The organism is Alteribacillus bidgolensis, assembly GCF_002886255.1.
Taxonomy (GTDB): domain Bacteria; phylum Bacillota; class Bacilli; order Bacillales; family Marinococcaceae; genus Alteribacillus; species Alteribacillus bidgolensis.
On record NZ_KZ614149.1, the window covers coordinates 2046522 to 2068727 of the forward strand.

The 22206-nt window shown below is 39.3% G+C and carries 18 protein-coding genes; all 18 read right to left on the reverse strand.

All coding sequences use genetic code 11. The features are described 5' to 3' along the window. Positions 1–443: 443 nt before the first annotated feature. The gene (gene ytxC / locus CEF16_RS10265) at positions 444–1310 is read right to left on the reverse strand and encodes a sporulation protein YtxC (RefSeq protein ID WP_091581847.1); all 867 of its coding nucleotides are present in this window, start codon (positions 1308–1310) and stop codon (positions 444–446) included. A gap of 257 nt (positions 1311–1567) precedes the next feature. Then, positions 1568–1822 carry a DNA alkylation repair protein gene (locus tag CEF16_RS10270; protein ID WP_091581844.1) on the reverse strand — a complete coding sequence of 85 codons (255 nt, stop codon included), beginning with the start codon at positions 1820–1822 and terminating at the stop codon, positions 1568–1570. A 233-nt stretch (positions 1823–2055) separates the two neighbouring features. After that, positions 2056–3165: a cyclic dehypoxanthinyl futalosine synthase gene (mqnC, locus tag CEF16_RS10275; protein ID WP_091581842.1), complete on the reverse strand. Its 1110-nt coding sequence runs from the start codon at positions 3163–3165 to the stop codon at positions 2056–2058. Positions 3166–3313: 148 nt separating this feature from the next. Next, the gene (dnaI, locus tag CEF16_RS10280; RefSeq protein ID WP_091581839.1) at positions 3314–4246 is read right to left on the reverse strand and encodes a primosomal protein DnaI; all 933 of its coding nucleotides are present in this window, start codon (positions 4244–4246) and stop codon (positions 3314–3316) included. A gap of 11 nt (positions 4247–4257) precedes the next feature. Continuing rightward, positions 4258–5679 (reverse strand): replication initiation and membrane attachment family protein, encoded by a 1422-nt coding sequence (locus CEF16_RS10285; RefSeq protein ID WP_091581836.1) that lies wholly within the window; start codon positions 5677–5679, stop codon positions 4258–4260. Positions 5680–5771: 92 nt separating this feature from the next. Continuing rightward, positions 5772–6236: a transcriptional regulator NrdR gene (gene nrdR, locus CEF16_RS10290; protein WP_091581834.1), complete on the reverse strand. Its 465-nt coding sequence runs from the start codon at positions 6234–6236 to the stop codon at positions 5772–5774. A 560-nt stretch (positions 6237–6796) separates the two neighbouring features. After that, on the reverse strand, positions 6797–7825 hold the full coding sequence (locus CEF16_RS10295; protein WP_091581831.1) for a glyceraldehyde-3-phosphate dehydrogenase: 1029 nt from the start codon (positions 7823–7825) through the stop codon (positions 6797–6799). A 257-nt stretch (positions 7826–8082) separates the two neighbouring features. Then, positions 8083–8676 carry a dephospho-CoA kinase gene (gene coaE / locus CEF16_RS10300; protein ID WP_091581829.1) on the reverse strand — a complete coding sequence of 198 codons (594 nt, stop codon included), beginning with the start codon at positions 8674–8676 and terminating at the stop codon, positions 8083–8085. Positions 8677–8746: 70 nt separating this feature from the next. Beyond that, positions 8747–9388 carry a sporulation membrane protein YtaF gene (gene ytaF / locus CEF16_RS10305; protein ID WP_091581826.1) on the reverse strand — a complete coding sequence of 214 codons (642 nt, stop codon included), beginning with the start codon at positions 9386–9388 and terminating at the stop codon, positions 8747–8749. A gap of 60 nt (positions 9389–9448) precedes the next feature. Beyond that, positions 9449–10297, reverse strand: coding sequence for a DNA-formamidopyrimidine glycosylase (gene mutM / locus CEF16_RS10310; protein ID WP_091581824.1), 849 nt, complete (start codon positions 10295–10297; stop codon positions 9449–9451). Between the two features lie 15 nt (positions 10298–10312). After that, the gene (gene polA, locus CEF16_RS10315) at positions 10313–12937 is read right to left on the reverse strand and encodes a DNA polymerase I (protein ID WP_091581821.1); all 2625 of its coding nucleotides are present in this window, start codon (positions 12935–12937) and stop codon (positions 10313–10315) included. 308 nt (positions 12938–13245) lie between these two features. After that, on the reverse strand, positions 13246–14181 hold the full coding sequence (gene hflC, locus CEF16_RS10325; protein WP_091581816.1) for a protease modulator HflC: 936 nt from the start codon (positions 14179–14181) through the stop codon (positions 13246–13248). Then, positions 14171–15190, reverse strand: coding sequence for an FtsH protease activity modulator HflK (gene hflK, locus CEF16_RS10330; RefSeq protein WP_091581813.1), 1020 nt, complete (start codon positions 15188–15190; stop codon positions 14171–14173). Before hflK ends, hflC begins: the two co-directional genes overlap by 11 nt. A gap of 702 nt (positions 15191–15892) precedes the next feature. Continuing rightward, entirely contained in the window at positions 15893–17647 is a 1755-nt protein-coding gene (gene pnpS, locus CEF16_RS10335; protein ID WP_091581811.1) for a two-component system histidine kinase PnpS, read from the reverse strand. After that, positions 17644–18360, reverse strand: coding sequence for a response regulator transcription factor (locus CEF16_RS10340; protein ID WP_091581808.1), 717 nt, complete (start codon positions 18358–18360; stop codon positions 17644–17646). Before CEF16_RS10340 ends, pnpS begins: the two co-directional genes overlap by 4 nt. A gap of 262 nt (positions 18361–18622) precedes the next feature. After that, positions 18623–19567, reverse strand: a complete 945-nt coding sequence (gene mdh / locus CEF16_RS10345; protein WP_091581805.1) for a malate dehydrogenase — start codon at positions 19565–19567, stop codon at positions 18623–18625. Positions 19568–19591: 24 nt separating this feature from the next. After that, on the reverse strand, positions 19592–20860 hold the full coding sequence (icd, locus tag CEF16_RS10350) for an NADP-dependent isocitrate dehydrogenase (RefSeq protein ID WP_091581802.1): 1269 nt from the start codon (positions 20858–20860) through the stop codon (positions 19592–19594). A 121-nt stretch (positions 20861–20981) separates the two neighbouring features. Continuing rightward, positions 20982–22097: a citrate synthase gene (gene citZ / locus CEF16_RS10355; RefSeq protein ID WP_091581799.1), complete on the reverse strand. Its 1116-nt coding sequence runs from the start codon at positions 22095–22097 to the stop codon at positions 20982–20984. Positions 22098–22206 lie beyond the last annotated feature (109 nt).

Below are 22206 nucleotides of genomic sequence, written 5' to 3' on the forward strand. Positions count from 1 at the left end.
TTAATACCCGAAAGAAAAAACAGCTTGTTTTTTTCTATTGCAGTGAATTTAGCTTAAGATGAATGTTGACTAGCATTTTTTCTCATGATAATTTTCATCTATATGTTTCATAAGAACAGAAAGGTAATCCATTGCATGGGGATATTGCTTTTGAATATAAATGTTAGAAAATAAAAAGCCTGAACTCAAACAGTTCCAGGCTCACGTATGTATTTTACACACACTTCGCTCATCTCTTCTCTGCTAACTTAAGCGGTATTTCCATACTGTAACTCTGCAGGACTTTAATGCATATAAGAATTTTTCCGCAACTTCTTCTATACTTATCATATCCGTAAAGGCGTTTGTTCCACTTTTTTACTGGAGAATAAAAAACTCCAACGGTCCAGGGTTGGAGTTTTTATCATTTAAGGATTTTATATATAGCTATTTTTTAAATGGTTCTACACGTTTTTATCCGATATATTTTTCAGAGGCCATTCAGACTGAGGATGAATTATTAATTTTTCTTGAAAAATCATTTCAAATGTTTGTACGGTCCCTTCCTCTCCGTCAGCGTATACGTGAAGTTCTTTAGGGGCTAGGCTTACCGCTGGACTAACTGCCATATATTCAAAGGGCAGGCTTTTTTCAAATACTAGCGTAGGTTCTAAATGATGGAGTCTCGTCCATTGATCTACCGGTTTTAAATGCTTATCGAGAAATACAGGTTTTTCTTTCAATAATACATGAAGCACGGAACATAACGAAGCAGTATACTTCAAATAATGACGGCAAGCTTCAATCATCGTTTGGTATTCTTGCTCCCACTTGTATTCATCAATAGCTGCTGACGCCGCTTTCATGAGCAGGTGATGATAATTACCAAGCCGAAATGTCAGCATAGGGTCCCATTGTATGACATCATTGTTTTTTATTTCTTCAGTTAATTCATGATAAACAAAATGCTTTCGTTGTTGTAACAGATTGGTTTCTGGCACCTCCTCTCGTTCCCCTTCAAGAAGAGAGTGGGCAATTTCAGTGATTGCGGGTGCCTCTTCTCTATAAAAAAAGGTCCGTTCAATATGTTCTTTTACCCAATACAGTTCTTTCTCTTCAATCATATAATCACATAGTGAAGAAGCAAGGTAAGGTATTATGCTTTCCTGCCATTGATCTTCTGTACCATCAAACTCCCATAGAACCCTCTCTTTATGTTTGTAGAGTTCACCTGTATATATACCCTTACGCTCCCATTCCTCCTTTTCCTTACTAAACCAATTAAAGATTACTTCGCTATCTGTTTCACATGCAAAACCGATCGAGAACAATCCTTCATTCCCCCCTGCTCACAAGACATGTCTTAATCCGAATTTTCATATAGGAGAGCTCCAGCTTTTGTTAGGCTGGTCCAGTTATACCTTGTTTACAATTGCAATCGTCTGCTCTGTTTTTATACCTATGGAAGAAGGAAGATAAAAATGCCTAAAATCAACGCAGAAATAGGAAAACCTTCCAGATTTCTTTCTAGAAGGTTGTTTTAGATGACATTTTAAACTGTGTATTCGTACTTCAAATGGGCAAACGTTTAAAAGGGCTTTGGCTGGAATTCTGCATGTTTAATAAAGGCTCTTTCGTCTTCAATTAATCCGCAAGCGCCGCATTGAATTTTTCGGGATGGACCATTGTAGCTGATATGAAACGAATCCATATTATCATTAGTGTATTGTTGAACAACTTCACCAGACTGCGGATCCAATTTTACGGGTGTTGCCATTTGTTCAATAATGTTGAAACGTGAACGATTACTTTTACAGTTTGGGCAAAGGTAAGGTTTTGTCAATTAGGACACCTCCAATGGTTATATTGCCCATTTTATTTCTGCTTATTACCATTTTTTAATTAACCTTTATCTATACTCCATCGAAGAAATAAAATTCTAATATGGACTGCTCGTGTTTACAGGGCATCTTCCCCAAACTATCCTATAAAAATTAAGAAAACGCTTATCCTCATGAAACCCTCTAAAGAGAGTCTTCATTAGACAAGCGTTTTTTATTTTTCTTTTGTTTTTTATTAGTTTTGCATCACAAAATCTTTTTCTGCTTTAGATTGTCCGTCAAAGCGCCGCAGAATGTTATATTTTGTATCACGCTGTGCCGGTATCTTGCCAGCCTCACGGATAAGCTGCAATATTTGATTTGTATTGACTTTATGTGTCGTCCCTGCAGCAGATACAACATTTTCTTCCATCATCGTGCTGCCAAAGTCATTACAGCCAAATTCCAGGGAACGTTTACCGGTTTCTGGCCCCATCGTAACCCAAGATGATTGGAAATTAGGTATATTGTCAAGGAATAACCGGGAAATCGCTACATTTCTTAAGTATCCCTCAGGCGAAATAATTTCACCTTTCATGTTTGTATTATCTGGCTGAAAGGTCCAGGATATAAAGGCAAGGAAGCAATTGCTTTCATCCTGAGCATCACGAATTTTTTGTAAATGCAATGCCCGTTCTTCATTCGATTCCGTCAAACCGATTACCATGGTGGCTGTTCCATGCATACCGACCTTTTTCGCTGTTTTCATACAATCGATCCATTGTTCTCCCGTACATTTCAAGCGGCTTACTTTTTTACGTGTTTCTTCTGTTAGAATTTCAGCGCCGCCTCCAGGAAGAGAATCCAAGCCAGCTTCATGCAGCTCCCTTAATACCTCTTCTAAAGAAAGACCGGAAACTTCTACCATCTTGTAAATTTCTGCAGGTGAAAAAGAATGCATCGTCATTCCTGGAAAACGTTTTTTAATTTCTCGAAGCAAATCCGTATAATAGCTAAATGACAGATCAGGATTTGTGCCGCCTTGCATAAGTATTTCTGTTCCGTCTACGTCAGCCGTTTCCTGGATTTTCTCAAAAATTTCTTCGTTAGATAGAACATACCCTTCATCAGAGCCAGGTCGTCTATAAAAAGCACAAAAACGACAATACGTATCACAGAAATTCGTGTAATTAACATTACGGCCGATTACAAAAGTAGTTACGGGGTCTGGGTGCCATTTCTTTGTTATTTCATTTGCTGCTGCTCCCATTTTTTCGATTTCATCACTTTCATACAAACGAACAGCATCTTCCATTGTTAAACGTTCACCATTTAAAGCTTTGGTGAGAATCGGATCTATACTCATTACAAAACCCCCAATTAAAAAAGTGGGAACCCTTCTAAGATTCATCTTGTCTATTACCAGACTGTATCTTACACATGTACTTAATAGGCAAGAACTACGTTTATCCTATCATAATTTTCAAAAGTATTCCCAGTATTAAGTTCGATTTTTACATTTCTCGACGGTTTTTTCCATCGATAAAAATCGATGTCGTTAAGTGCTTAATTCTTTCCATAATACGTTTGGCTTTTAATTGTTCAATCCCGCCCTTTTGGGAATAAGACAAATGCGTTTCGAGCTCATCATAATCATAATTTGAAGAATACAAAGTAGGCAGTTTTTCCATAAGACGATATTGCAAAATAACACCTAAAACATCATCACGAACCCAGGCAGAAGTCGTCTCTGCCCCAATATCGTCCAGTATTAACACTTCTACGTTCTTTACGTTATCTATTTTTTCCTGCACCGAACCATCTGATAAAGCTTGCTTCATTTCTCTAAAAAAGTCAGGTACATATACGATCATAGAAGAAATATCGCGTTCTGCCAATTCATTAGCAATCGCCCCCATCATATAGGTTTTCCCTACGCCAAATTTACCGTAAAGATATAAGCCGTTTGCATCTTCTCCGGGCTCAGCCTGCAAAGCGAATTTCAAGCATTGATTACTGGCTGACAGGCGGCTTGCATGGTCTTGTTCGATATCATCAAAGGTTGCTTCCAATATTTCTTTTGGAATATAAAGGCTTTTAATAAGCGACTGCTGTCTTTTTCGTTCATCAGCCTGTTTTTTTAACCGGCACGGGTGATACGTAATAAGCGGCTGCCCTTTATCGGTTACTAGCTCAGGCTGATATCCCTGCATCATATTAGGACATTCTGCTAAACCAGGACAAGCATCGCAATTTTGTCTTTCCCTTTTATACTCAAAAAATGTCATCATATGCGTTTCCATTTCTTTTGTTGTCCATTCCGGGTGTTCTTTGAGAAATGTTTTAATTTGCGGATACGATAATACTTCTTGTTTTAATTTTTCGTACCTCTTCCGCCAATTATTGTTATCCATAAAACGTTCTAAAGACGACCGGATTGAGTCCATATTAGGTCACCTCATTTTTGCCGGCTGCTTTTACGCAGTCTCAGCATTTCCTCAAACTGCTGTTTTTGTTTTTTAAGACTGGAGTCATTTAATATTTCTTTTTCAGGCTTGTCTGCTTTTTGCGCCCCATTTTCGAGCCATTTTGGGAGCTTATCTTTTCGTACATACGGGCGGTAAGAGCGTGCTTGTCCTGCTGTATTCATTTCTCCGCCGCCTGCAGGCTGCCTCTGCTTTCTCGTCTGGTATTCTTTTTTAGCTAGATCCATGGCTTCTTTTACGGTTTGAATATGTTTACGTGACCAATGTCCGGCTATTTTTTGAACAAGATTTTGATTGAGCTTCATGTTATTCGTTTTTAAAACATAGTCAATTAATACATTTACTACACCAGGCTGAAGCTGATAATCAAAAATCAAAGACTCAACCAGCTTCACATCAGAAAGCGGCACCTTCGCTCCATCCGATATACTTTCTAAAAATGCTAACGGAGAAGTTTGTTCGTAAAAAAGAATCATTTTTTCCTTTTCCGTAACGGGTTCTTTTTCTGACATTGTCCGGTGTTGGGCTGGCTGTGTACGCAAACCTAACGCCGGCGGTTCACTGCCATATTCAAACCGATACCAGTCTTGAACTTTTCGGCGAAGCTCTGCTTCATCTATCAAGTCATCATTAGAAAGAGACTGCTGAACGATTCTGCTCATTTCTAAAGGGTCAAGCCTATATACAAAGGCTAGACGCCGGATAACTGATTTAATTGGTTCATTTAATAGTTTATCCCCTTTGATAAATACGGGAAGATCAGCTTTTAATAGATCAAAGTCGAAGGCACTTTCATTAAAATGGATGTTCTGCTCGTGATAGTCTCCTTCCAATTCTTTGTCTTCTTCGACATTTGATAGATTGTTGCGTGGATTAATTTCTGAGTATTGTAAAGATGAAAAAACATCGTTAAATGCAGCTGTTACTTCGGAATAGGCCCGCGTATCCACTGCTTCGATCAAAAACCGACTGCGCAGTTGAATGTATCGATCTTTTCCTAGTTTATTATACAAAAAAACACTCAGTACATCATTTTGAAAAAATTGGGCAGGAGTCATTGGAGGCTGTAATTCATATATAAAAAATGTCGACTTTTCTTCCTGCCGGCGAAACGTCCTCATTAAGCCGATCCCTTCCAAAATACGTCTTGCATCATAAATATCATCAAGCGGGAGGTTCAGCATTGCCATTAATTCGTGATGTGTTGCTTCCCCGCTCCAAAAACAATCTTTTTCCAGCTTGCTCCATAACATATTATACAAAGAAATAGCTGTTGCTCCTGTTAAAGGCTGATACAACAGCTGCAGGGTTTTATGTTCTCTGTTTCCGAGCTGATCTGCCGTTCGCACAGCATAACGATCAATTGGCAGCAGTTCGGTCCAATGAAGTGACATACCGCCCCCCCTTTCAAAAATAACCAAAAGCTTTTCTTATAGATAGTAAAAACGTGGAAAAAAGAGCTTAGGCCCTTTTCCATAAGCTCCTGTTACTTTTCATTATCTTTACTAATGAGTTCTTTTAATTCATTGATAAATACATTTATATCTTTAAATTGACGATATACAGAGGCAAATCGTACGTAAGCAACATCATCTACCGAAGCAAGCCGCTCCATCACCATTTCACCTATATCTTCGCTTTTTATTTCTGATTTTCCGTCACTGCGCAGTTGTTGTTCAACAGCGTTTACAATTTCTTCCAATTTCTCTAGTGGAACTGGCCTTTTTTCACATGCTCGAATTAAACCGCGCAATATTTTTTCTCTGCTGAACTCTTCTCTGGTTCCTTCTTTTTTTACGACAATCAGAGGAATTTCTTCTACGATCTCAAACGTAGTAAAACGATGGTGACAAGCATCACATTCCCGACGACGCCGAATAGATTTTCCTTCATTGCTTGGTCTTGAATCCAAAACTCTTGTTGCATCAGAGTGGCATGCAGGACAAAGCATTTTATATCATCTCCATTAAAAACTCGGCTTGTCGCCTTTTAAAGGCCCCCTGAAAACACCACGTATGGTGCAGCGGTGCATTCGTACGTCGTCCTGATTGTGAATACCATCATTTTTCTTATACTGTTTATCATAACTTTCGTAACAGTATTAGAAAAACTTGGCTTGCCGCCATGAATAAAGGAAAACACCTAGGCAAAGGTAAACTTTCTTAACGTACAAAAAACCGCGACTTAGAAGCCGGCTTTTACGCTCATATTATATATATTTTCTATCATACCATTTTGGATAACGTCTTGGAAAGGTGGATATTTCTCTCCTAAGAAAAGCATATGTATTAGCGGATTTTAAAGCGTCGACTTGAACGGGACATGCATGATTTATTTCTTTTCACTCGAGCCTCTCGGTACTGTAAAATCATATTTGCTGCCGATCCCTATGGCAGAAGACGTAGCTTTGCTTATACTTTTACCCTTTAACAAATTTAAACTTTCATGAAGCATAAGAAAAACCCGGCTTATGAACGGCCGGGTTGAAAAATATTACATCATTATATTCAATTATGCACTCACCATTGATTTTTTGTGTATTTGTTTCCCTACATAACGTACTAAATCAACTACTCGGCATGAGTAACCCCACTCATTATCATACCAAGCAAGAATTTTCGCTTGCCGGTCGTTCATTACCATGGTAGATAATCCATCAATAATAGAAGAATGTTCGTTGCCGTTAAAATCTACAGATACTAATGGATCATCTGTGTATGCCAAAATTCCTTTTAAATCTGTTTGAGCTGCATTTTTCAATGCTTGGTTAATGCTTTCTGCAGTAACTTCTTTTTCCGTGTCTATCACAAGGTCTACAAGTGATACATTTGGAGTAGGAACTCTTAAGGCCATGCCGTTCATTTTTCCATCGAGATTAGGAAGAACTTTAGAGATCGCCTTGGCCGCTCCAGTGGAAGTCGGGATAATAGATTGACCGCATGCTCTTGCCCTCCGTAAATCTTTATGAGGGTTATCAATATTTTTCTGATCGTTCGTGTAAGAATGAACCGTTGTCATCAAACCGCTTTCAATTCCAAACGAACGATCAAGTACTTTTACTACTGGAGCAAGACAGTTTGTTGTACATGAAGCGTTTGAAATAATATGGTGGTCAGCCGGGATATAATCTTCCTCGTTAACTCCCATAACAATTGTAACGTCTTCATCTTTTCCCGGGGCGGTAATGACTACTTTTTTGGCCCCTGCTTCTATATGAAAAGATGCTTTTTCTTTTGTTTTAAATTTTCCGGTTGCCTCGATAACTACATCCACATCCAAATCTTTCCAGGGAAGGTTTTTTGGATCACGCTCACTAAGCAGATGTATTTTTTTCCCGTCTACATAAAGGGCTTCATCTTTTCCTTCTACTTCTTTATCAAATACACCATGAATGGAATCATATTTTAAAAGATGAGCTAATGTTTCGGCAGGATAGCTGGCATTTACTGCCACAACATCCAAAGAATCATCCGTCAGCGCTTTTCGGAATACCATCCGGCCAATCCGCCCAAATCCGTTTACTGCTACTTTTGCTTTCATACAGAAGAGCCTCCCTGCAATTTATGATATACTAATTAATCCCTTTTATAAAATTAGTATATCACATTAAGGCTTTTTGGTACTATTTATTTTGAAATTTTTTTCGAAAACCTCAATTGCCCTAGTACATTTTTAATTAGAAAAACCGGAACCTTAGTTTTCTTATACTTTGATTCTTTAGTAAAGTTAAACTTTTCTAAGGAATAAAAAAGGCTCCAGACGGTATGTGCACCGAACCAGAGCCTCGTTTTCGTTTTTCATGTAATATTCCAATCTTGCAATATGTTTTCAAGCTGCGTAATGGACGATTCTCTTGTATCATTATTATCAATAATCGCGTCTGCGAATTGCTTTTTCTCCTTTAACGGCATTTGGGAATCGATCCGGTTGTTCGCATCTTCTTCTCCCTCTTGATCTCTTTCCATTAATCTTTTCTTTTGAGTCGTGTCATCTACATATACAAGCAGTACTTTATCGACCATGAATTGAAGATTATTTTCAATCAACAAAGGTAGATCAAACACAATGTTTTTACAGCCTTCTTCTTGAAATCTTTTTTTCTTTTCAATCATACGCTGCCTAATCGCTGGATGCATAATCTGGTTTAATATCTGGCGCTTGGAGTCATCACCAAAAATGGCTTGCCCTAATTTTTTTCTAGCAATCGTTCCATCATGCTCAAGGATTTTTGTTCCAAACTGTTCTAGCACCTTTTCATAGGCAGCTTCACCCGGTTCTACTACCTCTCTAGCAATTTCATCTGCATCTATGACAGGAATGCTGTGTTTTCGAAATTGATCGGCTATTAAACTTTTGCCACTGGCAATACCACCTGTTAAACCAATAATCATTGCCATCTCTCCTCTTTGCAGGGCTAATGAAGAAAGAAGAGCCTGGATCACAAGCTCTCTTCTATTCTCTCTAATGCAAGTTCCATAATCCGAGGCAAATAAGAAGCACGCCTGGTACAAACGATAATTTTTGTACTATTTCAAAGGCTGCTAGCTTCTTACCGCCTTTCATTCCGCCTGCTAAAAACAATGAACACATGAAAGCGACAGCTCCAGCCAATAAAAAAGGGGACAAACCAAGCAGTGATGCTCCGATTCCAGCGCCAAAGGCATCTAATGACAGCGCTGTCCCGAGAAACAGAGCTTCTCTTGGACTGATGCTTCCTGAATGGTCCATATCTGCTTGATCCGGCTGTTTTATAATACTCACTAATTGAGACAACATTCCCCTTTTTTTCCCCGCTTCATCAGATGGTTTTTCTTTCTCTAACGGAGAAGCTTTGTTATCCTTTATAACCTGAATCAGTGCCCAAACACCGATAAGAATTAAAATGCCGCCTCCAATCGTTTCTGTTACAGCCGGGGGCACATACGCTGAAAGCACTGATGCTGCTGTTCCTCCTATTAGTACGGACAGCCCCGAGCATAAACCAATAAATAAAAGAGATTTTACTGGCAGCTCTAAGCCGCGTAATCCATAAGCCAAGCCTGCTCCAAAACTATCTACACTAACTGCAAATGCCAACAAACTTAAAGAAATGAATTCTGTCATAGGAGATGGGCTCCTCCCTGTCTGCGTCTACGACAGTATATGGAAAGGGCCCATTCAGTGTTACTTTCCTTTTAGAGCAACAATTGCCGGCTGACAAGAAGAGCAATAATGCGTCCCCCTGCCGGCCACGACTGTTTTTATAATTTCACTTCCGCAAACCCTACACCCTTCTCCTTGACGGCCATATACATGTAACTCCAATTGAAACAATCCCATTTCTCCATTCCCGTTTACATAAGAACGAACAGAACTTCCACCTTTAAGAACAGCATTACTAATTGTTTCTTCTACTTTTTCGTGTAATGCTGCAATTTTGCTGTTAGATAAAAGAGCTGCTTTTGTATCAGGACGTATACCTGCTTTAAACAAAGCTTCATCCACATAAATATTCCCAAGCCCAGCAACCGCCCGCTGATCTAATAGGACCGTTTTCACATCCCGGCTCGTAGCTTGAAATGTTTCTTTTAAATAATCAGGCGTGAACGTTGGATCCTCAAAAGGCTCAGGACCTAATTGGCTTAATGGCTGAGTACTCATCTCTTCTCCTTTTGGAAATAAATGCATGGTGCCAAATTTCCTTACATCTTTATATCGTAATTCTGTTCCGTCTGAAAAGAAAAAACGGACATGGGTATGTTTATCAGGGGCACTTCCATCTCCCATCTCATACTTTCCTTCCATTCTCAAATGGGAAACTAACACATAATCATTAAGCTGAAATGTCAAAAATTTTCCTCGGCGCCCAATATGCTGAATTTCCTGTCCATGCAGCAGCATATCAAACGCTTCTATGTCATCAGGCTTTTTTATGATTTTAGGCCATGTTACATCTACTTGTTCTACTTTTTTCCCTTTAACTAGTTTTGTTAATGTTCGTCTGACAGTCTCCACTTCCGGAAGTTCCGGCATCGTCACTTTCTCTCCTTACTTTGCATCATACCAAGTTGGCCCGTAAGAAACCTCAGCTTTTAGAGGAACATCAAGCTGCATGGTTTGTTCCATCACTTTCGGTACGAGCTCTTTCATTTTATTTACTTCTTCTTCAGGCACTTCAAAAATTAATTCGTCATGAACTTGAAGCAGTAAACGACTGTGTAAGTTTTCCTTTTCTAATGTGCCGCTGACATCTACCATCGCCTGCTTAATAATATCAGCCGCTGTTCCCTGAATCGGAGTGTTCATTGCCGTACGTTCTGCAAATGAGCGGCGGTTAAAGTTTCTGCTTGTAATTTCCGGCAGATAGCGGCGGCGGTTTAACAAAGTCGTCACATAGCCTTTTTCCCGAGCTTCTTCTTTTATATCTTCCATATATTCTTTGACATTAGGATAACTAGAAAGATACCGGTCAATGAATTCTTGTGCTTCTTTTCTTGTTATACCAAGACTTTGCGATAACCCATAATCCGATATACCGTAAACGATTCCAAAATTTACCGCTTTGGCCGTTCGTCTCATATTGGCTGTAACGTCTTCTTGCTTCACATGAAAAACGTCCATTGCCGTTTTTGTGTGAACGTCCATGTTTTTCTGAAAGGCTTCTAGCAGCCCTTTGTCTCCAGCAATATGAGCTAAAACGCGAAGTTCAATTTGAGAATAATCGGCCGCTAAAATAGACCACCCTTTTTTCGACGGGACAAATGCTTTGCGAATGCGGCGTCCTTCTTCAAGCCGAATGGGGATATTCTGCAGATTCGGCTCGGTAGAACTGAGCCGGCCTGTTTGTGTTATCGCTTGATTAAATATTGTATGAATCTTGCTTGTATCAGGATGAATTACTTTCAAAAGTCCTTCAATGTAAGTGGATTTTAACTTTGCAACTTGCCGGTACAACAAGAGCTTTGGAATAATTTCATGCTGGTCTTCAAGTTTTTCGAGCACATCGGCTGAAGTAGAATAGCCTGTTTTTGTTTTTTTGATAACAGGCAGATTCAGCTTTTCAAACAGTATAGGACCAAGCTGTTTTGGAGAATTAATATTAAATTCCGTTCCTGCCAGCTCATGAATTTCTTTTTGTAATTCATCAAGCTTTGCATCCAATTCTTCTCCCATTTTCTGCAGTTGCTCTTTATCTACTAGTACACCAGACGTTTCCATTTTGCCAAGAATAAGTGAAAGCGGCATTTCTAATTTTGTAAAAAGGTCATATTGTTCATTTTTCTTCAACTCTTCTTCTAATGTGCTTTTTAAAGAAAAAATAGCCTCACCTTTTCGAACCAAGTGATCGGCAAGTGTAATTTCTTCTGGAATCGCTCGTTTTGCTCCTTTTCCATATACAGCATCATCCGAGTGAACGATATGTTTGTTTTTTCTGGCGGCAATATCTGCAACATTGTGAGAAGAGACAGAAGGATCAATTAAGTAAGAAGCAATCAGCATATCATGTGTCACACCAGCAAGTGTAATACCCTTCCAGCCTAAAGCTACAACGCCGCGTTTTGTATCAAACATGTATTTTTCTTTTGAGTCATCTGCTGCCCACTTATGAAAGCTTTCTGATGATAATGCCGTGTCAAGTGGAATATAATATCTGCCTGTTTTATTAACAACTGCAATTCCCCAAATATCGGCATGGTGGTAATTTTCACTTGGAACTTCCACTACTAAAGCAGAAGGACTAGCGAGTATTTCTTCGGTGACATTTTCAACCTTCTCGAAAGGCACATCTTCTAGCTCCTGCTTTTCTTCTTCTGCATCATCAAATTTGCTAAGAAGAGATTGAAACTCCAATTCTTTAAACAGATCTATTACTTTCTTTGTGTCTAAGTCTTGGCACTTTAACGTATCAATCTGCACATGTATAGGTGCGTTTCTAAAAATGACGGCTAATTCCTTACTCATTAAAGCTTGCTCTTTATTTTCTTCAAGCCGTTCTTTCATCTTTTTCCCTGAAATCTGGTCAATCGATTCTAATACGGCTTCTACCGATCCGTGTTCTTTTAATAATTTTAAAGCAGTCTTTTCTCCAATCCCAGGTACTCCAGGAATATTATCAGAGCTGTCACCCATTAGCCCTTTCATGTCCACTATTTGTTTAGGGTTTATTCCATATCTTTCATCTATAGCTTGAATATCATATGTTTCTACATTTGTTATCCCTTTTTTTGTAAGACTTACCTTGGTTTTATCTGAGACCAGCTGCAGTAAATCTTTATCACCTGAATATACTTTTACATCCCAAGCTTTTTCTTCTGCTTGTTTTGACAATGTTCCTATAATATCATCTGCTTCATAATTGGCTAATTCTGTATGGGAAATATTAAAAGCATCAAGCATTTCACGAATCAATGGAAGCTGTTCGGATAACTCAGAAGGGGTCTTCTGTCGTCCAGATTTATATTCATCATATGTTTCATGACGAAAAGTCGTTTTACCTGCATCAAACGCAACGAGCAAATGGGTTGGATCCTCTTCTTCAAGCACTTTTAATAACATTGTTGTAAACCCATATACAGCATTTGTGTAGACGCCTTTATCATTATTTAAAAGCGGCAGAGCAAAAAAAGCCCGATACGCAATACTATTACCATCAATTAAAACCAGCTTGCTCAATGAGAAAGCCCCTCTCTATCTAAATTAATTCGTCATGTTTTCATCCAAATATATTTTATCACAGACACGCATTTATTACTTCCAAAGGATCAACGGTGCTGCACAGGTTTGCCTCCAAATGCTTAGGCAAACGCCATATCCTTGTTTTGTTACCAATTATCCCCACCGGCATTAGAAGAATTTGGCTTATCGCCAAGTCCAAATGGGGGAAGTTGTAGATTTGCTTATAGTTTGATCCTTTAATAATGTTAAGCATTCCTAAAGTACCAAGAAAAAGCAGCCCTTGAATAAGGACTGCTTGCTGCTTTTTAGTCAACATACCCCATTAGGATACGGGCATATGGTGAATCAGATGGAAGAACAATGACAGTTTCATCATCGATTGTCTTTTCGTAGGTTTGCAGCGTCTTATAAAGCTCATAGAATTCTGGATCGCGACTGAATGCATCATTGTATATTTCAGCAGCTTCCCCTTCGCCTTCACCGATTATTTCTTCAGCGTCGGCTTCTGCGCTTGAGATCATTTCAGTTACTTCTTTGTCTGTATTAGCTCGAATACGATTTGCTTCTGCATCCCCTTCTGATAAGTATTCTTGTGCTGTCGATTCCCTTTCTGAAATCATGCGGCGGTAAACAGCTTTTTCATTATCTTCGGGCAGGTCGGTTCTTTTCATTCGAACATCGGTTAAAGCGATGCCGTAATTTCCTTCTTCAAGCAGTTCGTTCACACGGCTGCTTACCATTTCATTAACATCGCCTCTTGCTGAGTCATCTTCATTAATAATTTGTTCAAATTCTAATTGACCTAGCTCTGAGCGGATGACGGAATTAATATAATTGGCCATTATTGATTCGGCATTTTCGATCGTTTTGGCATTCGCAATCATAGCTTGAGGATTTTCTACTCTCCAAACTGCATAGTTATCAACGAGCACTCTTTTTTTATCGAGTGTATTAATTTCAGCGGAAGTGATATCGTAGTTCATTTGATATTTTGGCAGTGAGGCTACTTGTTGAATAAATGGGATCTTTGCACTTATTCCTGGTTGTTCTTCGATCCGGACTACTTCCCCAAATTGAGTGACTACTTTATATTCTCCTTGTTCTACAATGAATACATTCATTAATCCTACAATAAGGAGAAACAATAACACAATGATGATAACCGCTGTGCGAATCCACTTTGTCCAGGAGCCGCCGGACTGTCTTTCACTCATATCAAATACATTATTATCATCTGCCATCCGACTCGCCTCCTTGATCGGTGTTTTCTTCTCCAGATTGGTTATTTTGGCTGTTTTCATCTGCCACAGCTGCTTCTCCGCTATTTTTATCTAATGGGCGGATTGGAAGATAATTTACTGTATCTTGCTGGCTATCAATGATATACATCTCTGTATCAGGCAGAACATCTTCTATCGTTTCTAAAACCAGACGCTGTCTCGTAACTTCTGGATCATTAATGTACTCGTCATATAGAGCATTAAATCGGGCCGTTTCCCCGCGTGCTTGTTCTAAACGTTCCGCTTTTCTGCCTTCTGCTCTTGAAATGACGGCATCTTTTTCCCCTTCAGCTTCATTAATTTCCTGGTTGCGGTACTTTTGGGCTTCATTAATCTTAGTAAGCCGTTCTTCACGAGCGTCTGTGACGGCAGTAAAGGCCTGACGCACGTCTTCTGTCGGAAGTTCTACATCTTGCAGCTTCACATCCATGACAGTGATACCAATTTGGTATCTCTCTACTAATTCCGTTAAAGATTCTAACACGGTTCCTTCAATTTCTGCTCTTTGATCGGTGAGCACATCATCTACCTCGGAGCTTCCGATTACACCGCGCAAAGACGCAGAGGAAGCTTGATATAATATGTTTTCAGGCTCATTCGCATTAAATAAGTATTTTTCCGGCTCTGTAATTCGCCATTGTACAACGAGATCTACGAACAATATGTTTTCATCACCGGTTATCATCTTCGCTTCGTCATTATAATCAGTTACCTCTCCGTCATCGGATGCTTCATACCCAACTCTTAAACTATTAGTAGAAACAGACAGAATCTCTGCTTTTTGAATCGGCCACGGCAGTTTAAATTTAAGGCCTGGCTCAGTAACTGTTTCATCTACCCTTCCAAACGTAATAAGGGCCGCTTGTTCCGATTCATCTACCGTATACCAGCCTGTAAATAGAAATAAAGCTAATATCACAATTCCTATTAGTGAAATAAAGCCCAATATAATTTGTTTTATGTTTAACAAATACTTAACCCCCTTTTTCTTGTCTATCAATCTTTTACGAACGAAGCCCCCAATAGGTTTCGATGGATCAAAAGAAAGAATAAACTTCCTTGTTTATCCATCACCTTGTACTATCGATGCAGCAAGCGCTTTTTTCATTATATTACAAATGAAACGACTTTCCATCCTTTATTCGAAAAACATTGCATCAGAAATAACATAAACCCTCATTTTAAAAAGAACAGAGCTGTCCCACAAGTCAGTTCTTTGCAAACGCAAATGGATATACTCGCTTTCATCCTCAGGGCACAAGTCGACATCTACTTAAACTCTCTTTGGCTCATTCTCGTAGTGTCTTCTTTACACCCGGGGGCGTTGCTTTCCTTGTGAGCAAACCCTTCCCAGCAGGGTCTTTACACTGCCCTTTTTCCCGCAGGACTCTCACATATTCCATTTGCTAGATGATTTAATCTAACCTTTTGAGATAGCCTAGTTCTTTTGCTTTATTGCAGCTCTAATTATTTTCGGCAATAAAATTAAGACGAAAGCCAAGGGGAGGCTTTCGTCTTTCAAAGGGGATGTTTCAGTCTGTCAGCTGATTGAAGGGATGAATCAAAGATCAGCGAAACAGATAATGAAACCGTTCCCTTTAAATAATAATGCCATAACGTTAAGTAGTCATTTAGTTGTTGTTAAGGTTTTGTAAAGGTTGTTTTAATTTGTTCATTCTCTTTTTTGTGGAAACCTAATGATAAAAGTAGCTCCTTTATTTATCTCACTATACACGTTGATTGAAGCATGGTGAGCCTCTACCAGATGCTTTACAATTGCTAACCCAAGACCGGTGCCGCCAGAATTTCTGCTTCTGTCTTTATTTATACGGTAAAACCGCTCGAAAATCCGAGGCAGTTCTTCCTCACTAATACCAATGCCTGTGTCTTTAATGGACACGACGACAGACTCTTTTTCTTTTCTAACATCAACGTGGATACTTCCCTCTTCTGGAGTATAAACGATAGCATTCGTAACAAGGTTAATAATTATTTGTTTAAACCTTGAAGTATCTCCTTCCATATAGATATCATCTGGAACATCAACCAATAGATCCAGCTTTTTATTCTTTGCTTTGGGCCGTAATAATTCTACAACTTCTTCTACCGATTTCGTCACGTTCACCTTTTGCCAGTTTAATTCAAAGTATTCTTTTTCAATTTTGGAAAGCTCTAATAGATCACTGATAAGATCTTGCAGACGGTCGCTTTCCTTCCAGATAATATCTAGAAACTGTTTTCTAGCTCGTTCGTCTTCCATCGCTCCGTCAAGCAGCGTTTCCGTAAACCCTTTTAAAGAAGTCACAGGTGTTTTTAATTCATGAGAAACATTAGCAACAAAGTCTTTACGTATTTGCTCGAGTTTTTTTAATTCCGTGATGTCATGTAAAACGAGAACGATTCCTCGCAGCCTGTCTTTTTCTCCTACAATAGGAGCCCCATACACATCATAATGGCTTACATTTAAGCGTGTATTCAATTGTACTTGATTTTGGACTTTCGCTTCTGTCAAAAATATTTGCTGAATAAGCTGAATAAGCTTCTTGTCTTCAATAACTTGATAATACAATTGCTGCAGCCATTGATCTGTATCCGCATTAAATATATCTTTGCAATATTGGTTAATTAATGATATATCTCCACGATCATTAATGAATATGAGACCACTACCCATATGGTCAATTAATGCTTCTAATCTTTCCTGCTGTGTCTGATACTGTCTTGTAATTTGGTCAAGATTATAAGCAAGAATATTAATGGATCTGGTTAACTGACCCACTTCATCTTTTGTCCCTTCATAAGTTCTTGCTTTAAAGTTTCCTTTGGCTAATTGTTTGGCCACATCGGTAACCTGTCCGATTGGACGTGTCAGCTGGTTAGCAATACGATAGCTTAATGACAAAATAATAATAAAAGCTATCGAAAAACTAACTGCTAGAAACATCCATAGCTTCTGATTTACTTCACCTATTCGCTCCACTGGCATAGCAAGACGCACATATCCATTTTCCTCTTCTCCATATTGAAAAGGATAGGCATAATAAAGCAGCTCTTCTTCCGCTATAGAGCTGTAACGTATAGTTGTGCCTCCTTCTTCATCAGCCTGCTCGATTTCAGGCGATTCTAAATTATTTTCCGCAGCTTGTGATTCTTCTGCGGTTTCTCCAGCAACGTCCCCATCTTCTTGTATAATCGTTACCCTGACATCCAGCCTTTTGGCTAATTCTTCCGCATATTCCTGCCACTCTGATTCTTCTGTATCTTCCAATGTTAAAGCAGCCATAGATGCTTCTTTTCCAAGTCTTTCTTCTAATTGATCCACATAAAAACCTTTCAATAACTGGCCGAGAAGTATTCCTAAGGCAGCTAAAACAAATAATATGGCAATCATTAATCCAAAAACAAGTCTTGTCCGAAATTTCATCATGCAGAAGGCGGCTCCTCAAATTTGTAACCCAGTCCTCTTACCGTTTTAATGTATACCGGTTTTTTTGTATTAGGTTCTATTTTTTCACGCAGATGGCTAATATGTACATCAACTATCCTTGTATCCCCCACAAATTCATAATTCCATACCGCATTTAAAAGCTGGTCTCTTGTCATTACTCTTCCTTTATTATTCGATAAATATAAAAGCAATTCAAATTCTTTTGGCGTAAGTTCTAATTGCTTCTCTTTCACATACACTTCATAGTTATCTGGAAAAATGGTCAAATGTCCTATAACTATTTTTTTATCTGTGTTGATTTCTTCTTGTTGTACAGCAGGAACGTATTCAACTCGTCTTAGAATGGCTTTCACTCTTGCCACTAATTCCCTTGGGCTGAACGGTTTTGTCATATAGTCGTCGGCTCCAAGTTCAAGGCCCAGCACTTTATCAAATTCATCATCTTTTGCAGTCAGCATCAAAATAGGTATACTTAATCTTTCCTGCCGTATCTGTCTGCACACTTCAAGACCATCTTTTTCCGGAAGCATGAGATCAAGTACTACCAAATCATAAGCTGTACCCTTGACTTTTTCCATTGCTTCTTTCCCGTCCATGGCCGTATCTACTTGAAACCCTGACTGCTCCAGATTGTAGGAAAGGAGTGTAATAATCGATTCTTCGTCATCAACAACAAGCAATCTTTGCGGCATAATCTTCCTCCATCTGCCACTGTCCCCCTTCAGTCAGTGACTAAATTATTCAGGTTTCATTGGTATCCCCATGATCCTTTTTTCATCATACTATAACCTTCCATATTCCCTCAAATACAAAAGCAGTTTTTACCAATTTAACGGCTAGTATATTTATTGAATTACAGGATTCCCCTGCTATGGCTTAGAAATGGTATTTCACTCTGAGCAATGGAAGCAAAAAGGCCAGCTGTTTTTTACTATTACAGCTGACCTTTTTTGTTTATTCTTTTGGAAGAGCTTCCATTACACTGCGAACAGACTTTACTGATTTAGCAAATTCAGCTTTTTCCTCGTCAGTCAAATCCAGCTCGATGATTTTCTCTATACCATCTCCGCCTAACACAGTAGGAACACCGACATACAGATCTTCATAACCGTATTCCCCTTCTAAATAAGCAATTGTTGGAAGAACACGTTTTTTATCTTTAAGAATAGCTTCTACCATTTGTGTAAGAGAAGCAGCCGGAGCATAATAAGCGCTGCCGTTTCCTAGCAGACCTACGATTTCACCGCCGCCTTTTCTCGTGCGTTCGACAATCGAATCAATACGGTCTTGAGAGATAAGTTTTGTTAAAGGTACACCGCCTGCATTGGAATAACGGATAAGCGGTACCATATCATCACCATGACCGCCGAGTACAAATCCTTGAATATCTTCTACTGAAAAACCTAACTCCTGCGCAACAAACGTACGGAAACGTGCAGTATCTAGTACACCTGACTGCCCGATTACGCGGTTTTTAGGAAAACCGGATTCTTTATAAACCGTATAAGTCATCGCATCTGCAGGGTTAGTGAGTACGATAATGTAGCAATCCGGAGAATGTTTCACAATCTCATTTGTTACTGACTTCATGATTTTAGCGTTTGTATTAACGAGGTCATCACGGCTCATACCGGGCTTTCTTGCGATTCCAGCAGTAATAACAACGACATCAGAATCAGCAGTATCTTCGTAATTAGAAGTTCCTGTAACGTTCACATCTGCTCCTTCTACAGGAGTTGCTTCGAGCATATCGAGAGCTTTCCCTTTTGTTGGGTCTTCCATGTCAGGGATATCAACTAAAACAACATCGCCAAGTTCTTTTTGTGCGGTCATTAATGCTGTTGTGGCACCGGTAAAACCAGCTCCTATAACAGAGACTTTTCTACGTTTAATTGCCATGATAATTTTTCCTCCTCCGTTATGTTACATGTTTTTAATGAGCTCATCACCAAATTCAGAGCATTTTACTTCTCTTGCTCCATCCATTAAACGAGCAAAGTCATAAGTAACTACTTTGCTTCCAATCGTTTTATCCATGGATTGAAGAACAAGCTCAGCAGCTTCATTCCAGCCTAGGTGGCGAAGTAATAGTTCCCCGGAGAGGATGACAGAGGAAGGATTAACTTTATCCATTCCAGCATATTTTGGTGCTGTACCATGCGTAGCTTCAAAAATAGCGTGGCCGGATTCGTAGTTAATGTTTGCTCCCGGTGCAATACCGATTCCGCCAACTTGAGCGGCAAGCGCATCAGAAACATAGTCACCGTTCAGGTTCATAGTAGCTACCACATCAAACTCTTTCGGACGAGTAAGAATTTGCTGCAAGAAAATGTCTGCAATCGCATCTTTAATGATAATTTTGCCTTCATCTTCTGCTTTTTGCTGTGCTGCATTCGCTGCGTCTTTACCTTCTTTTTCTACGATTTCATCGTATTGGTTCCAAGTAAAGACTTTATCGCCGTATTCACGTTCTGCAAGCTCATAACCCCAAGCTTTAAAAGCACCTTCTGTAAACTTCATGATGTTTCCTTTATGAACCAATGTTACACTCTTACGGCCTTCTTGAAGGGCAAAATCGATAGCGGCACGCACAAGACGTTCTGTACCTTCTTTAGATACAGGCTTAATGCCGATACCGGAAGTTTCAGGGAAACGAATATTGGTTGCTCCCATTTCGTTTTGAAGGAATTCAATTACTTTTTTAGCTTCATCCGTTCCTTCTTTGTATTCTATCCCTGCATAAATGTCTTCTGTGTTTTCACGGAAAATAGCCATGTTAACATCTTCCGGACGTTTAACAGGGGAAGGTACGCCTGTAAAATGACGAACCGGACGAAGGCATGTAAATAAATCGAGTTTTTGACGAAGAGCAACATTCAAAGAACGAATACCTCCGCCAATTGGGGTAGTCAAAGGTCCTTTAATAGCGATTAAGTATTCACGAATTGTTTGAAGAGATTCTTCAGGAAGCCATTCTCCCGTATTGTTGTAGGCTTTTTCCCCTACGAGGATTTCTTTCCAATGAATTTTCTTTTTCCCGTTGTAGGCTTTCTCCACAGCAGCATCTAATACTTTATTCGCTGCAGCCCAAATGTCAGGGCCGATTCCATCTCCTTCAATATAAGGAATGACTGGTTCATCTGGTACATTTAATACTCCATTATTTGTTGTAATCTTTTCTCCATTAGCCATTTACAAAAACCTCCTGCTAAGTGATTTAAAAAGTGAATACGCCGTTTCTGGCTAGAGACGGATACTGCAAAGAACGAATACAAACTTGTCCCGGCAAACATATGCTGATTGGTTGATCGATTTATCTTTCATCCACCGGTATATATTTTTGCTTATCCGGTCCAACATATTCTGCCCGCGGACGAATCAAACGATTATCACTGTACTGCTCAAGAATGTGGGCGAGCCATCCTGATACACGGCTGGTAGCGAAAATAGGTGTGAAAAGATCATGATCAATGCCAAGACTGTGGTATACAGAAGCAGAATAAAAATCTACATTTGGCAGCAGCCCTTTTTCCCCAACTACCATCTCTTCTACTTTTATTGACATATCATACCATTTTGATTCACCAGTGATCTTCGTAAGTTTCTCCGACATGTCACGTAAATGTTTGGCGCGTGGATCACCTTGTTTGTATACCCGGTGACCGAATCCCATAATCTTTTCTTTATTGTCCAGAGCTTTTCTAATGTATCGTTCTACATTCTCGACTTCCCCGATATCAGACAAAGTTGCCATAACTCTTTCGTTTGCACCACCATGTAATGGACCTTTTAGAGCGCCAATCGCAGCGGTAATACCAGAATAAATATCAGATAACGTTGCTACACAGACGCGTGCCGTAAAAGTCGAGGCGTTGAGCTCATGGTCTGCGTGCAGAACGAGAGCTTTATTAAAAGCCGTTTCTGACGTTTCATCCGGTTCTTTTCCATTTAGCATGTACAAAAAGTTCGCAGCAAAACTTAATTCTTTTTTGGGAGCAACAGGTTCTTTTCCTTCACGAATTCGACTGAATCCTGTTACAATTGCAGGAACTTTAGCTTGCAGGCGAACTGCTTTTTGTTTGTTCACTTCTTCATTCATTTCCTCAGCTTGTTCATCGTACAATGCCAGCTGTGATACAGCAGTTCTGAGCGCTGCCATAGGGTGAACATTTTCAATTGGGTATGCTTTCATGTAATCAAAAATTTCTTTTGGCACTTCCATATTAGCTGCTAAATCTTTTGTTATTTCATCAAGTTCACTTCTGTTTGGCAGACGTCCATTCCACAGTAAATAAATGACTTCCTCAAACGATGCATTCTCGGCTAAATCGTCGATATTATAGCCTTGATACGTTAAAACGTCATCAATAATGGAACTCACACTAGAGGATGTTGCCACTACACCTTCAAGACCACGAGTTGTGCTCATACCAACCTCTCCTTTTACCAGAAAATATGATTTTCAAAATGTCCGAAAATCGAAAATGCTTACATTTTCGCGTCAAATCAGCCCGCATATAGAAAACTGCATGATAACC